The organism is Proteus sp. G2675 (genome assembly GCF_963886535.1).
Taxonomy (GTDB): Bacteria; Pseudomonadota; Gammaproteobacteria; order Enterobacterales; family Enterobacteriaceae; genus Proteus; species Proteus mirabilis.
In genome coordinates this window covers 96,129-110,766 of record NZ_CAWPCB010000037.1, presented here as the reverse complement: position 1 = coordinate 110,766, position 14,638 = coordinate 96,129, and the positions used below count along the sequence as shown (strand labels likewise).

The window sequence follows — 14,638 nt, the reverse complement described above, 5'->3', positions numbered from 1 at the left end:
TATATTATCTCAATAGATTAGGTATTAATGAAACTGTACTTTCAATTGAATTTATAAATTGATTTATTGGGATGGACTCACTATTTCCTAAAGAAGAAAAACTAGCCATCTCATTGATAATATTGTTCATTAATTGTTGAGAAATTTTATTATTATCAGTATTAGGTTTTTGATGCAATAAAACATCAGTAATCAATGTTCTATTTCCATTATCCCAGTTTACAAAGGATTCTAATTGATGAAAATTATTATTTAAGTCATAGAAATGGCTTTTAGTTATATTAAGTTCTATATAATTAATACCAGCTTTATCTAGCGAATAAAGTTCATCTTTTTGTGTTATTCCATCTGAATTTTTATCTTGCCATACTTTTAATTCAGACCAAAGATTATCACCTTTATCTATTAATTTATTCCTGTTACTATCTAAGTATGAAAGTGCTAAAAATCCATCTTGAGCTTTAGTGTTATTTGGTAACAAACTTCTATCACCAAATAATTCTTCTCCATTATCTATAACCCCATCATTATTTTTATCCCAAACTAAAAAACCATCATCTGGATGGAGCCAGCCTGTTTGAATAGGAGTCTTATTACTATCAAAGTCAAACGCTATATTTGAATTGCTAGAAAGTGTTTGTATTCCATTAGCATTTAAATCGATAGCTAATGGTGTTCTATAATTATCTGCTGCATGTTTTAGATTATCGTAAAGATCATCTGGTTGAAATGCAATGTAAATGTTTTTAAATCCTGATATATCCAAAACATGTTGAACAAATTGACCGCAATTATTAAAAAGAAGATTATATTTTGGTGGAAGTTTTTCACCTGTTTTATATGTGTGTAATAGTGTGAAGAGTTTTTCAAAATTTTTAGCAAAGGGCCAATTGTATGATCTAATTGATAGAGTGGATGCATCTGGATAACGAAGGTGATCATTAAATGAAAAATTATCCTCACTTGTTTTCATACTGTCACCAGGGCTAAAACCGACGGTAATAGCTTCCCTTTCTTCGGTAACAGGATTCCAACCTCTAATACCAATAAATATATGCCCAAAAGTTGACGTTTGGTCTGTTTCTCCGTGTTCATCGTGGATTTTACTACCTGATGGTGCAACGAATATTGTTATTTCAGGGTGTCCATATTTACTATAATAAAAGTCTCCATTATGTTCACCGTAAATATTCATATCTTCTACTTTATGAATTGAATAGTGTTTTTTCTCTTTCATAATGATCTCCTATCTATAATATTTATATTCAATTTTACATTAGGCTAAAATTAAACTTTTAATTTGTCTACTTATAATTTTAATTACCATAATTAACTTTTTATTTAATGGTTAATTTAGTGATTATAATTAATTATTAAAAATAATATGTGAATTATCGTTGCCATTGTGGTAGTGATTATTGTTCTGTGATTTCTTGTAATTTAGATATTACAGAACATTAGGTGAAATGGAATAATATTGCATATAAGGATGGATTAGATAGAGAGGAGGCTTTAGATTTGGATAAGCATGGAATAACACCTATTAAATAACTTATATTTTCTAGAAAACAATATCAGCAGGTTTTTAATAAGTATTTAGACACTTATTTGTAAATGGTTAAATACTGATTTTATATAGAGTTATGATTTATTGATTAATTCAATCACCTCTGCATCCATAAGTGGTGTGAGTTTTGCACTAATAACGATTTTTTTGTATTTGTTATTCAACCCACCGGCAATGACTTCATTGAATAATCGAATTTCTACTTGGGATAATCCATCTTCGGTACGTTCTAAAGGATGAATTACCACATTTCTTTTTCGACAAAAAAAGGATAATGGGTTAATACCTATTTGAGTAAGTGCTGTTCGTATCGCTTCAATAGCAGGGTAAAAATCACCAATTAACATTCGGCTATGAGTAAAATGACGTTCTACAGAAAATTCTTTTTTGGTGTGAAGATCACGAACTTCGATGCGATTAATATAAACTTTAATATAAATGGGTTCCATCTAGCTTATTCCTTTTTACTGATTAAATTAAGCCAATCGCTTCTTTTAAGGGTTTAAGGTAACGTCGACTGACCGGAATTTGTTTATTATTATGTAAAATAAGTTCTGCTTGTCCATTATCACCAAATACAATTTCATTGACATAATCCATATTCACTAAATATTGACGATGGCAACGTACCAGCGGAGTGCGTGTTTCTAAAGTACGTAATGTAAGCTCAGTAAAACCTTCTTGCCCTTGATTATTGGTGACATAGACACCGCTTAATCGTGATGTAGCAAACACGGCTTCATCGATTGGCATTAGCCAAATACGGCTATGCCCAGTACAAGGAATGCACTTTAAGCGTTCTTCTGGTGGTGATAATAAATCAATATTTTGTTTATTGCCTTGGCGTAAACGACTTAATGTTTTGGCTAAACGCTCTTGCTCTAATGGTTTGAGCAAATAATCAAAAGCATGCTCTTCGAATGCTTGAATAGCATATTCTTCAAATGCGGTTAAAAAGACAATATAAGGGCGATGTTCAGGATCAAGCATTGAGACCATTTCTAAGCCAGTAATACGTGGCATTTGAATATCAAGAAAAACCACATCAGGTTTTTTACGATGTATTTCCCCTATCGCCTCAATAGCATTACTGCATTCACCAATAATATGAATATCTTTTTCTTCTTCGAGTAAACAACGTAAATTTTCACGAGCAAGCGGCTCATCATCAACGATTAATATATTCATTGTTATGCTGCGTTATCCATATTTTTTTCTAAGGGTAAACAGATTTTTATTTTGGTATAGTTATCAGGCTGACACTCCACAAGTACACCATATAGATCACCATAGCGTAATTTAATCCGCTTATCGACAAGTCTCATTCCTAAACCGAGCTGATGTGATGCGCCTTGCGAATGATAAAGCCCTGCATTATCACTAATTTCGATCACTATTAAGTGGTCTTCTTGATGCGCTCTAATTGTAATCTTTCCGATGCCTAATAACTGTGATGTTCCATGTTTAATTGCATTCTCAACCATAGGCTGAAGCGAAAATGCAGGAAGGCGCGCAGTGGCTAAATGTTCAGGTATCTGAATATCTATCTGTAAACTTTCTTGAAAGCGCGCTTTTTCAATTTGTAAATAAGCCGTGACGTGTTCAATTTCATCACTGAGTGTCACTATCGCTTCGGGTCTTTTTAAATTCTTACGGAAAAAAGCCGACAGAAATTGCACTAACTGTTTTGCTTGATCACTATCACGACGAATAACGGCTTGTAATGTATTTAATGCATTAAATAAAAAGTGGGGATTGACTTGTGCGTGTAGTAATTTAATTTCTGATTCTAATAGTGATTGTTTATTTCTTTCGTATTGTCCGGCAAGAATTTGTGCTGATAATAGACTGGCGATCCCTTCTCCTAAGGTTCTATTAATGGAGCTAAATAAGCGATTCTTTGCTTCATAGAGCTTTATGGTGCCAATAACGCGATTATTTTCTCCTCGTAAAGGAATAACCAGTGTCGAGCCTAATTTACAATGTGGAGAAAGGGTACATCGATAAGGTGTCTCATTGCCGTCCGCATACACGACTTCGTTATTATTAATGGCTTGTTTAGATTGTTCTGAGGAAATCGGTGTACCCGGCAAATGATGATCAGCGCCAATACCAATAAAAGCGAGTAGTTTATCTCTATCCGTAATGGCGACAGCACTGACTTTTAATTCTTGGTAGATAACTTTTGCAACACGAGTACTATTATCTTGGTTAAAGCCTTTACGTAAAATACCTTCAGTGCAAACCGCAATTTTTAATGCTTGAGCGGAGAAAGCACTAGTATATTTTTCAAAAATGGCACGTCTATCTTGTAATATCCTAATAAACATCGCAGCACCTATTGTATTTGCTACAATCATAGGAGCGGCAATATTTTTTACTAAAGAAAGTGCTTCATCAAAAGGACGAGCGAGTAATAAAATAATACTCATCTGTATTATTTCGGCAAAAAAGGTGACGGTAGCCGCTGTCCAAGGATTAAATATGCGGTGCATTTGTCCATGTTTTACATAATAACGATGAACTAATCCACCAATTAATCCTTCTGCGATAGTGGATACCATACAACTTAACGCTGTCATCCCGCCGAGGGAATAGCGGTGTAAGCCACCCGTGAAGCCAACGAGAAAGCCTACATACGGGCCACCTAATAATCCGCCTAATACGGAGCCAATAGCACGGGTATTAGCAATAGAGTCATTAATATGCAATCCAAAATAGGTGCCCATAATGCAGAAAATGGAGAAAATCACATAGCACATTAATTTATGTGGAAGTTTGATAGTCACTTGTAAAAGAGGCGTAAATAGCGGCGTTTTGCTGAGAAACCACGCAATAATGAGATAAACGCACATTTGCTGTAATAACAGCAAAATTAAATCAAATTCGTACATAAGTTGTGTGTACCACTTTCTGGGTTTATTTAATAAATTAAAAAAACGTAGATAAAATGAGGCTATTCATGGAGTAATAAAATTTGGTATAAGAATAACTTAATCGCACTATCAAAGAAAATCTTCCTCTGAGTCAGTGATCTAGCGCACAAAATTCTTAAAGAAATAGCCAGTTATTGTGTAAGATAACGCTATCAGTGAGTGTTCTACTTCACTATTAAGGTCTAATCGTTATATGAAAAAAAGAGCCATCTATCTTATTTTATTAATGCTAATACTTATTGCATTAGCCGTTCTTTTCCGCGCGCATAATCAATATTTATTACTGCAAGGTGAAGTGGATGCACCTGAAGTTATTGTGGCCTCTAAAGCCAAAGGACGTGTTATAGAGCGTCATATTGAGCGGGGTGATGATGTTAAAGCGGGGCAATTGATGATCACCTTAGATAGCCCAGAACTCAATGCTCAAGTGGCTGCACTGGAAGCGGCAAAAGCCCAAGCTCAAGCTCAATTAGATCTCTCTATTCACGGTACAAGAGAAGAAAGCATTCGCAATTTACAAGCGATCTTATCTCAGGCGCAAGCACAAGCCATCAATGCAACGAAAGATTACCAGCGTCTTAGTGCGGTCGCCAATAAAGGTTATGTCTCTGCCAATGAGCTTGATAGTGCTCGTAGTCGTCGAGATGTTGCCGTGCAGCAAGCAAAAGCCGCTCAAGCTGAGTTAGATGAAGCGAAAAACGGTGATCGTATTGAATTACGTGAGAAATACCGAGCCGCACTACAACAAGCAGAGCAGCAATTAATTGAGCTGAAAGTTCAGCAACAAGATTTACAGGTAAAAGCTCCGGTTGACGGCGAAGTGGGGCCTATTCCTGCGGAAGTGGGTGAGCTTTTTAATGCCAATAGCCCATTAGCTACGTTAATTCGTCTTCCTGAAGCCTATTTTGTATATAACTTGCGTGAAGATATTTTAGCCGATATCCGCAAAGGCGATCGCATCACCATCACTGTTCCTGCGTTAGGCAATAAAGAAGTGGAAGCAGAAGTTCGCTATATTGCTCCTATGGGAGATTACGCAACGAAAAGAGCGACGCGTGCAACAGGAGATTTCGACTTAAAAACCTTTGAAGTTCGACTGTATCCAACGGCACAAATTGAAGGACTACGTCCTGGTATGAGCGCATTATGGCGTTGGGATAAGTAAGGGCGAATAATGAGAGTAAAGGCAGCTTGGCGTGGTTTTAATAGCGCATTCTCACGAGAAACCCATATGGCAGTGCGAAGCCCAGTGTTCCACTGGCTAAGCTGGCTGTTTCCATTAATGTTATTCACATTAATTAGTGCTAACTTTTCAGAAGGTACTTTGCTGAACTTGCCAGTTTCCGTTATCAATAATGATAATAGTCCACTATCAAAAACGTTGATCCGAGATTTAAATGCAGGCTCTCATGCAAAATTAAGTGCACTAGATACAAATCCGCGAACCGCCTTAGAGCAGCTAGGAAGTGCAAAAGATTACGCTATTTTAATGATCCCCCGCCATTTTGAAAAAGATGTATTAGCAGGCAAACAGCCGACAACCCGAATGTATTACAATGGGTTGTATTATGCTGCGGGTAGCTATGCTATACAGGATTTTAGCGGGTTAATTGCTGAGCTTAATGCTCAATATCGCACTGTTTTAGCGCAAGAGATGAATAAGCCGGTGCCGCCTTTAGCTAAAGTAACACTCTCTTATGACAGTCTGTTTAATGCCAGTGGTAGTTATATCTACTATCAACAATTTGCTGCGACCATTCATATGCTGCAACTCTTTGTTGTCACCTGCACGATTTACTCCTTATCACGGGGTAATATGCTATTAAACCTCAAACCTTTCACTTTTGCCCTGATAGGTAAATTAGCACCTTATACGCTGTTTTTCTTAACATTATTAATGGTTGAATTAGCGGCGTTGGTGCATTTTTCAGGGGCAAAAGTCAATGGTAATCCGCTTTATATGATATTGGTGGGGTTCTTTTATATCATCGCGGCACAAAGTATTGGGTTGCTGTTGTTTACATTTACCAATAGTGCGATAACCGCATACAGTATGATAGGTATGCTAGTGAGTATCGCCTTAGCTTTTTCAGGGATGGCAGTGCCTGAACTGTCGATGATATTACCTGCTCGAATCATTTCTAATCTAGAGCCATTAACGCACGCCTTAAATGCTATGTTTGATATCTTCTTAAGAGAAGTTTCGTTACAAGGTATTCTTTATGTGTGCACGCTTTTGTTGATTTATCCTTTTGCGATTGCGCTTTTAGTTCGCAAACGCATCTTTAAAAGATTGGAATTACAGGTAGGTGTCGTATGATGCAGATGTATTTCCAAACATTTAAGCGTGTTTTATTAGGCATGTTAGAAAAACCGATGTGGATGTTATTATTGGTTTCTCTTTGCATTATGAGTTTAGTCTACGCTAAACCTGTATTGTGGGATCTGCCTGTGGCGGTGATCAATCAAGATCATAGTCCCGCCAGTTATGCCCTTATCCGCTCATTAGATGCCACACCTAAATTAAGCTTAAAGGGATATGATAATTTAGATGAAGCTCGTCATGACATGATCATGCGTGAACTGTTTGCCATTATTATTATTCCAACAGATTTTGAAAAAAAACTGCTTAATGGCAAAAATGTTACCGTTCCTGTGTATGGGGATGCGACCAACCGTCTTGCTAGTGGACAAATTCAGCAAGAATTAATGCAGGCGTATCAGCAATTATTAGATAACTATAACGGCCGTATCTTACAAAATGCGGGTTTTAGTGCGACACAGTCAAAAATATTATTAAAACCGATCCAAAGTGAAACTATCGCCATGTATAACCCTGGGGTCAGTTTTGCCGCCATTATTTTCCCAGGCTTGTTAGTGATGTTATTGCAACACTCATTATTAATTGCTTGTGTACGAGTGAGTATCGCCGTCAGAGGAACGCCAAAAGGGAAGCCTCCGTTAGCGGTATATTTAGGCGCGCTATCTGCACTTATACCGATTTGGCTCTTTTTATCTTCGGTGTTCTTTGCACTATGGCCGTGGGTATTAGGCTATCGTCAAGAAGCACCCCTCTATCAAATTTGGATGTTGACCTTCCCATTCTTATTAGCAGTATTAGGATTAGGTAAGTTGATCACCGAATGCTTGCGCAGTGTTGAGATGATTTACTTAACATTAGCATTTGTGACGACACCGGTATTCTATATTTCGGGAACTATTTGGCCATTACAAGCTATGCCAGATTGGGTATTGGCAATATCCTCTGCATTACCTTCTACATGGGCTGTAAATGCTATGGCCGGAATTAACCAGATGGGATTATCATTCCAAAGCATCCTAGGGGATATCGTGATGATGCTGGTTTTAGGCGTGATATATACCATTTTGGGGGTGTTAGTGGGGATGTTGCGCAATGGTGAGTTAAGGAAAATTACTCATCAATTTAAGCATTGGGTGAGACATTACCACCGTTCAAAGTAAATAATATCTGTAATATGCTAGGTAAATAGGACGGGATTACTGAAAAGTTATCCCGTATTTTTTATTTTAGTGTGAATTTTCTATAATAGTCTATTAATAACAAAATTTTGTTTGAATTATTTTATTTTTATGCAATCTCTATCTAAAGATATTATCTTAATAATAATAATGTTTTTTAATAAGCTTAAATAATTAATGTTATTGTTATAATAATTAATGTGAACTATTTTAAGTGCTTTTCCTTATCTTAATATATAAAAAATAAATTAATTACTTTTTATATAAACATAAAAAACAAACAATTATATAAAAACCAGTAATGACACTTAATTAAAATAAACTAATCTTATTATAATGAATTTAATTTAGAAGGGCTAAATTAAATAATCAAAATAAAACATTCAATTAAAGTAAGAATAAAAATTTTAAAAAATTAATTGTTAATTTTTAATTAAGTATTATTATATCGATGTCAATTTAATTTCTTAGTAACTTTTATCTTATTATCTAAATAAGATAAAAGTCTATGAAAAATCGTAATTAAATGTGTTTATTATTTTCTAGGAATTAAGGTAATTTATATGAAACTTAATTATTTGAAACTTTTTGTGATCTCTGCATTATCTGTAGGTTCTGTTTTTGCTGTTTCAGCTGAAGATCCTGTAGGAAATGGACCTGTAACCGTAAATGGTGGCGAAATATTTTTTAAAGGTGAATTAGTAAATGCAGCATGTGCTGTTGACTCTTCATCTGATGGCCAAATAGTTAAATTAGGTCAAGTGAGAACTGCAAAATTAGCGAAAGCTGGTGATTTTAGCGAAAATACTAATTTTACTATCCAATTAAATGATTGTGACTCTAAAGTAGCTAGTACTGCAAAAGTTGCTTTTACAGGGGTTTCTGCTGCAGGACAAGATGACGTATTAGCAGTATCTTCTTCTTCTGCTGGTGGTGCTAAAAATGTCGGTATTCAAATTTTAGATAGTAAGAGTGCACCAATGTCTTTTGACGGCGCTGGATTCGGTAATGCAACTAAATTACATGATGGAAAAAATATTATTCCATTCCAAGCAAGATATTATGCTTTAGGTGCAACTGAACCTGGTATCGCAAACGCGAACGCAACCTTTGCTGTCCAATACGAATAATATATAGCCTTATACTATTTTTTAGTATAAGGCTTTTTTACTTTTTTGTGGGTTATTTTAATAAGACATACACCAAGATTAGCTATAGTGGATTATAAAAATGAATAGTATTCTAACTTTTTCTAAAATAAAGCTCCTTTTTTTAATGCTCTTAACTCTATGTGTCATTAACCAAGCATATGCTGCTGTATCATTAGGGGCAACTAGAGTCATTTATTTTGCAGGTGAAAAGCAAGTAAAATTACCAGTAATTAATAATGATGAAAAACGTTATTTAATACAGCCTTGGATAGAAAATAGCGAAGGAAAGAAAGATAACTCTTTTGTTATTACGCCTCCTCTATTTTCTATGCAGGGTAAAAAAGAGAATACTTTAAGAATTATAGATGCAACTAACAATAAATTACCGAAAGATAGAGAAACTTTATTTTGGTTGAGTGTAAAATCTATCCCCGCTGTAGAAAAATCACTTGCTAATGAGAATATGTTACAACTTGCGATTATTAGTAAAATAAAATTCTTTTATAGACCAAAAGATCTCACCATATCTCCAGATGAAAATTATAAAAAACTACAATTTAAACGTAATAATGACACACTTATTATAAAAAATCCGACACCTTATTTTATTACGATGACTGAATTAGAACTTGGTGGTAAAAAATTAGAGAACACTATGGTTCCACCTTTTGAAGATAAGTCTATCTCTATTCCAACATCAGCTTATGGGAAACTCTCGTTTCAAACTATTAATGATTATGGTGCCATCACACCAAAAACAATCGTCGACGTTAGATAATCATTATTTAATATTGTAGAATTGAAAGAGTGATATTATGTCATTTTCAACAGGTATAAATAGCTTAAGCGGCATAAAAATAAATAACGTAAAATTATTTATTTTTATACTTGCGCTACTATTTTCAGTTGACTCAAAGTCTGAGGAGGAGTTTTATTATAACCCCTATTTCTTATCAGATAACCCGGAGTCTGTCGCTGATCTATCTTCTTTTGAGAAAGGATTAGAAGTACCTGAAGGTAATTATCTGGTTGATATTTACTTAAATGACATATTCTTAAAAACCCAATATATCAATTTTATTGAGAATAAAGGGCAGCTATCACCATGTATCACAAAAGCAGAGCTAAAAAGTTGGAATGTTAATTTAAATCTCATAACGGATGAACAAAATAAAGATAAAAATAATGTTGAACAGAAAAATGAGCTCGATGAACATTGTCAGTCACTTACTTCATTAATTGCTCAAGCCACAGCAAATTTTGATGTTGGTTCACAAAAGCTCAATCTCACTATACCTCAAGTATATTTAGTCAATCAGTCTCGAGGCTTTATTCCACCAGAGTTATGGGATGATGGTATTGTGGCTGGATTTATTACCTATATTTTAAATGGTAGTAAAACTCGCAACGATGGTAGCCCAGATACTCATTTTACTCATCTCAATTTACAAAGTGGGATCAATCTTGGGCCATGGCGTCTTCGTGATAACTCTATTTATTCTTATGATTCTATTAATAAATCAAGTTGGAAACATCTGAATACTTATATAGAACGTGGTATTAATAAATTATATTCTCGTCTTATTATTGGTGATAGCTACACACAAAGTGAAGTTTTCGACAGCATCAACTTTAGAGGCTTTCAACTGTCATCTGATGAAGTTATGTTACCGGATAGCCAAAGAGGTTTTGCTCCGATTATTCGAGGTGTTGCCCGGACTAATGCCGAGGTTACTATACAGCAAAATGGTTATGTGATTTACCGTAACTCTTTTCCACCGGGTCCTTTTGTTATTGATGATCTCTATTCAACAAGTAACAGTGGCGATTTAGAGGTAACCATTACCGAGTCTGATGGTTCAACACAAACCTTTACTGTGCCATATTCATCAGTCCCTTTATTACAAAGGGAAGGGCATACCAAATATTCAGTGACTGTAGGTAGTTACCGTTCGGGTAATGATGAGCAGGAGCGGCCTTATTTTTTACAAGGATCAGTGATCCACGGCTTACCTGCGGGTTGGACCATTTATGGAGGAACCCAGTTATCCAAAAATTACCAAGCGGCAAGTATTGGGGTAGGTAAAAATATTGGGCGTTTTGGGGCTTTATCATTTGATATTACCGAAGCGAGATCAATACTACCCGATGACTCTACACACCGTGGGCAATCGATACGTATTCTTTATAATAAATCTATCAATGAATTAGGCACAAGGGTGCAACTTGCCGGTTATAAATATGCGACGAGTGGTTTTTATACTTTAGCAGAGACTACTTATAAAAAAATGAGAGGAAATTATATACAAACGGAGGATGGTGTTGTTGAAGTTAGTGGATTGCCACAAAGTTACTACGATCTTATTTATAATAAAAGGCAAAGGATACAACTCAATATTACTCAAAAAATAGGTGATCAATCTACGTTATATATTATTGGTACTAATCAGCGTTATTGGAATTCTAAAAAACAAGATAATCAATTACAGATAGGCCTTAATACTATTATTAAAGGTATTAATTTAGGCCTAAATTATAGCTTATCTAAAACATCATGGAATGATAGTAAAGATCAGATGCTAGCATTTAATACTAGTATTCCTTTTAGTAACTTTATGCGTTCTGATAATGATTCTATATGGCAAAATGCGAGTTTAAGTACTAACTCCTCGCATAACATGAAGAAACGTTTTAACAATACTATCGGATTAAACGGTACATTATTGGAAGATAAAAACTTAAGTTACAATATTCAAACAGGTTATTCTCATGAAGAAGAATCGGACTCAACAGGATATGCCTCATTAAGTTATAACGGTTCTTATATGAATAGCAATATAGGTTATAACTATACCGATACATCACATCAAATAAATTATGGTATGAGTGGCAGTATTTTAGCTCACTCAGGTGGTATAACACTTAGTCAGCCTATATATCAAACAGCGGTGTTAGTAAAAGTACCTGAAGTTAAAAATATAAAATTAGAAAACAATAGTGGCATTACGACAGACAGTAATGGTTATGCGGTTTTACCTTATGTTTCTGAATATAAAGAAAACCGTATTGCATTGGATACCAATTCATTCTCTAACAATATTGAAATAGATAATGCGGTGAAAAGCGTAGTTCCTACTCGTGGAGCCATTAGTGCGATCACATTTGAGCCTAGCGTTGGGATAAAAGCAATTACGACATTAACCCATAAAGGGAAACCAGTACCTTTCGGGGCTATCGTTGATTCAGGTAATAATACTGGGATTGTGGCAGATGAAGGAAAAGTTTATTTAACAGGGTTATCACCTTCAGGACAATTAAAAGTGAATTGGGGTAGTAAGAAAGAGCAACAATGCTTAGTAAATTACACATTACCACCACAAGATCCAGATAAACTTTATGTTGAATATAGTGCAGAGTGCCACCCTATTAAGGAATAAATAATGACTAATAATATTAAGGGTATTTTGACAACACTATGGTTATTTTTCTTATCATTATCATCTAATGTTGCATATTCTGCCGATAGCATTATTCAAATAACAGGTTATATGAGAGATAACACCTGTGCAGTTGCACCAGAATCACAATACCAAACTATTGATTTATTAAATAATGAAGTTAAGCGGTTATATAAAGTGGGAGAAACAACACCCTTTATTCCTTTTCATATAATACTGGAGCCTTGTGGAGAATCAGTGATTGCTGTGAAATTCTATTTTAATGGTATTTCAGATAGAAATAATCCTTCATTATTAGCGTTAGATCCGATAGCAACATCTGCTTCTGGTGTTGGAATACAAATATTAGATAGTGAAAGGTCACCCATTCCTATTAATCCAAGTAGTGACCAACTTAAATGGATCCCCTTAGTTGCAGGAAAAAGTAACACCGTTTTTTTCTATAGTCGATTAATGGCATCCGATATGCCTGTCTTAGCTGGAAAAATTAAAGCCAGTGCCACTTTTACACTCGAGTACCAATAGAGATAAAGAGAATCAATGATGAAATATAAATGGCGAGGAGTAAAAAACGTAATATTTGCTATTTTATGCTGCAATACTTCATTCGCTATGGCTGCAGATGCAACAATTACTGTTAATGGAAGTGTAATAGCAAGGCCTTGTGAAACAATTACAAAAACAGCCAATGTGGACATGGGCGACCTATATACATTCGATTTTATGATCCCAGGCTCTACCTCTAAATGGTATCCCGTTGATTTGGAATTAAGAAATTGTCCTATTGGTACAACTTCTATTGAAGCGACATTCACCGGTCTTGATGATAGTACTGGATACTATAGAAATCAGGGCTCAGCTAAAAATCTTCATTTAGAATTACAAGATACTGCAGGTAATAAATTAAGAAACGGTTCGAAAAAAGTGGTTGAAGTTGGTGAGTATTCGTTTGCTGCAATTTTTCCTTTACGAGTAAGAGCCATCTCTGTGAATGGTAGACCTACACAGGGATCAGTACAGGCAATAATTAATGTTACCTATGTATTTATGTAATTGTTATTTAATTAAATTATAGAAAAAACATTATGATAAGCTATAAAAAAACAATGCGTTTTTTATTGTATTTAAGCTGCGGTTTATTTTCAAACCCAGTACTATCATTTACTTGTAAAGTCGCTTCAACGGGACAAATTGTTGGTGATGGTGCTGCTAATATACGCGTTAATTTAACGCCTCGAGTTGAAGTAAACCAGAATTTGGTAGTGGATTTATCTCAACAAATTCTTTGTAAAAATGATTCTTATGGTGGACCTAGAGATCCAATAGACGTTGACCATGTTAATTTAGTTAGTGGAACGACTTTTGGAGGCGCGCTGAATAATTTTGACGGCTCTTTATTATGGTATAACAGTTATTATCCTATTCCTCTTTATTACGATACAAAAGTTATTAATATTAAAGACAGAAATTTTATCCCACTAAATCTTAGATTGTATTTGAAAAGTATTGGTGCTGCGGGAGGGAAGCAAATAAATAAGGGGGATTTAATTGCAAAAATAGAAATGTACAAAATTGCAGATTGGGATGGTGGGCACCCTCGTTTTTTTACATGGAATATTTACGCATTAAATGATGTTATTATGCCTACTGGGGGCTGTGATCTTTCTAGTAGAAATGTCACGATTAATCTTCCTGAATATCCGGGTAATGCGCAACCTATTCCTTTATCTATTTTTTGTCCTAGACAACAAAATATTTCTTACTATTTAACAGGATCAACGTCTGATGTGAATAATACGGTCTTTACCAATATATCATCTAACTCTCCTGCTAAAGGGGTTGGAATTAAAATATCAAATAATAATGGTGTTATTCCTGCTAATACACCGGTCAAATTAGGCAATGTGACGAATAATAGTGTGAGTTTAAGGCTATCTGCTTCGTATGGTGAAACGGGAGAAAGAGTAAGAGCGGGTAATGTAAAATCCGTTATCGGTGTGACCTTTGTTTATGAGTAGATGTTTA

13 protein-coding genes are annotated in these 14,638 nt (G+C 35.0%); 9 read left to right on the top strand and 4 right to left on the bottom strand.

Going from position 1 to position 14,638, the window contains the following annotated elements:
• Positions 1-4: 4 nt before the first annotated feature.
• The 4 genes from AACQ49_RS12630 to AACQ49_RS12615 form a co-directional block, all read right to left on the bottom strand.
• A complete protein-coding gene (locus tag AACQ49_RS12630) occupies positions 5-1,237 on the bottom strand; it encodes a hypothetical protein (RefSeq protein ID WP_237612825.1) in 1,233 nt (410 codons plus the stop codon).
• Between the two features lie 404 nt (positions 1,238-1,641).
• Entirely contained in the window at positions 1,642-2,016 is a 375-nt protein-coding gene (locus AACQ49_RS12625) for a YjaA family stress response protein (RefSeq protein WP_004246224.1), read from the bottom strand.
• Between the two features lie 22 nt (positions 2,017-2,038).
• Entirely contained in the window at positions 2,039-2,755 is a 717-nt protein-coding gene (btsR, locus tag AACQ49_RS12620; RefSeq protein ID WP_004246223.1) for a two-component system response regulator BtsR, read from the bottom strand.
• 2 nt (positions 2,756-2,757) lie between these two features.
• Positions 2,758-4,461, bottom strand: a complete 1,704-nt coding sequence (locus AACQ49_RS12615; RefSeq protein WP_004246222.1) for a sensor histidine kinase — start codon at positions 4,459-4,461, stop codon at positions 2,758-2,760.
• Positions 4,462-4,696: 235 nt separating this feature from the next.
• Here AACQ49_RS12615 and AACQ49_RS12610 point away from each other — a divergent pair, with 235 nt between their 5' ends.
• From AACQ49_RS12610 to AACQ49_RS12570, 9 genes are all read left to right on the top strand, one after another.
• Positions 4,697-5,668: an HlyD family secretion protein gene (locus AACQ49_RS12610; RefSeq protein WP_049207752.1), complete on the top strand. Its 972-nt coding sequence runs from the start codon at positions 4,697-4,699 to the stop codon at positions 5,666-5,668.
• Between the two features lie 9 nt (positions 5,669-5,677).
• Positions 5,678-6,823 carry an ABC transporter permease gene (locus AACQ49_RS12605; protein ID WP_004246220.1) on the top strand — a complete coding sequence of 382 codons (1,146 nt, stop codon included), beginning with the start codon at positions 5,678-5,680 and terminating at the stop codon, positions 6,821-6,823.
• Positions 6,823-7,986, top strand: coding sequence for an ABC transporter permease (locus AACQ49_RS12600; RefSeq protein ID WP_017827649.1), 1,164 nt, complete (start codon positions 6,823-6,825; stop codon positions 7,984-7,986). Before AACQ49_RS12605 ends, AACQ49_RS12600 begins: the two co-directional genes overlap by 1 nt.
• A 581-nt stretch (positions 7,987-8,567) precedes the next feature.
• Positions 8,568-9,134: a type 1 fimbrial major subunit FimA gene (gene fimA, locus AACQ49_RS12595; protein WP_004246218.1), complete on the top strand. Its 567-nt coding sequence runs from the start codon at positions 8,568-8,570 to the stop codon at positions 9,132-9,134.
• 100 nt (positions 9,135-9,234) lie between these two features.
• A complete protein-coding gene (locus AACQ49_RS12590; RefSeq protein ID WP_161779077.1) occupies positions 9,235-9,933 on the top strand; it encodes a fimbria/pilus periplasmic chaperone in 699 nt (232 codons plus the stop codon).
• Positions 9,934-9,970: 37 nt separating this feature from the next.
• Positions 9,971-12,592: a fimbria/pilus outer membrane usher protein gene (locus AACQ49_RS12585; protein ID WP_004246216.1), complete on the top strand. Its 2,622-nt coding sequence runs from the start codon at positions 9,971-9,973 to the stop codon at positions 12,590-12,592.
• A 3-nt stretch (positions 12,593-12,595) separates the two neighbouring features.
• Positions 12,596-13,138 carry a fimbrial protein gene (locus AACQ49_RS12580; protein ID WP_036969648.1) on the top strand — a complete coding sequence of 181 codons (543 nt, stop codon included), beginning with the start codon at positions 12,596-12,598 and terminating at the stop codon, positions 13,136-13,138.
• A 15-nt stretch (positions 13,139-13,153) separates the two neighbouring features.
• A complete protein-coding gene (locus AACQ49_RS12575; RefSeq protein WP_004249593.1) occupies positions 13,154-13,666 on the top strand; it encodes a fimbrial protein in 513 nt (170 codons plus the stop codon).
• A gap of 32 nt (positions 13,667-13,698) precedes the next feature.
• A complete protein-coding gene (locus AACQ49_RS12570) occupies positions 13,699-14,631 on the top strand; it encodes a fimbrial protein (protein ID WP_049218744.1) in 933 nt (310 codons plus the stop codon).
• Positions 14,632-14,638 lie beyond the last annotated feature (7 nt).

Coding starts and splice junctions, on each gene's coding strand:
- AACQ49_RS12600 (WP_017827649.1), top strand. CDS start 6,823: ATGCAGATGTATTTCCAAACATTTAAGCGTGTTTTATTAGGCATGTTA.
- AACQ49_RS12590 (WP_161779077.1), top strand. CDS start 9,235: ATGAATAGTATTCTAACTTTTTCTAAAATAAAGCTCCTTTTTTTAATG.
- AACQ49_RS12605 (WP_004246220.1), top strand. CDS start 5,678: ATGAGAGTAAAGGCAGCTTGGCGTGGTTTTAATAGCGCATTCTCACGA.
- AACQ49_RS12625 (WP_004246224.1), bottom strand. CDS start 2,016: ATGGAACCCATTTATATTAAAGTTTATATTAATCGCATCGAAGTTCGT.
- AACQ49_RS12585 (WP_004246216.1), top strand. CDS start 9,971: ATGTCATTTTCAACAGGTATAAATAGCTTAAGCGGCATAAAAATAAAT.
- AACQ49_RS12575 (WP_004249593.1), top strand. CDS start 13,154: ATGATGAAATATAAATGGCGAGGAGTAAAAAACGTAATATTTGCTATT.
- AACQ49_RS12630 (WP_237612825.1), bottom strand. CDS start 1,237: ATGAAAGAGAAAAAACACTATTCAATTCATAAAGTAGAAGATATGAAT.
- AACQ49_RS12610 (WP_049207752.1), top strand. CDS start 4,697: ATGAAAAAAAGAGCCATCTATCTTATTTTATTAATGCTAATACTTATT.
- AACQ49_RS12615 (WP_004246222.1), bottom strand. CDS start 4,461: ATGTACGAATTTGATTTAATTTTGCTGTTATTACAGCAAATGTGCGTT.
- AACQ49_RS12580 (WP_036969648.1), top strand. CDS start 12,596: ATGACTAATAATATTAAGGGTATTTTGACAACACTATGGTTATTTTTC.
- AACQ49_RS12570 (WP_049218744.1), top strand. CDS start 13,699: ATGATAAGCTATAAAAAAACAATGCGTTTTTTATTGTATTTAAGCTGC.
- btsR (WP_004246223.1), bottom strand. CDS start 2,755: ATGAATATATTAATCGTTGATGATGAGCCGCTTGCTCGTGAAAATTTA.
- fimA (WP_004246218.1), top strand. CDS start 8,568: ATGAAACTTAATTATTTGAAACTTTTTGTGATCTCTGCATTATCTGTA.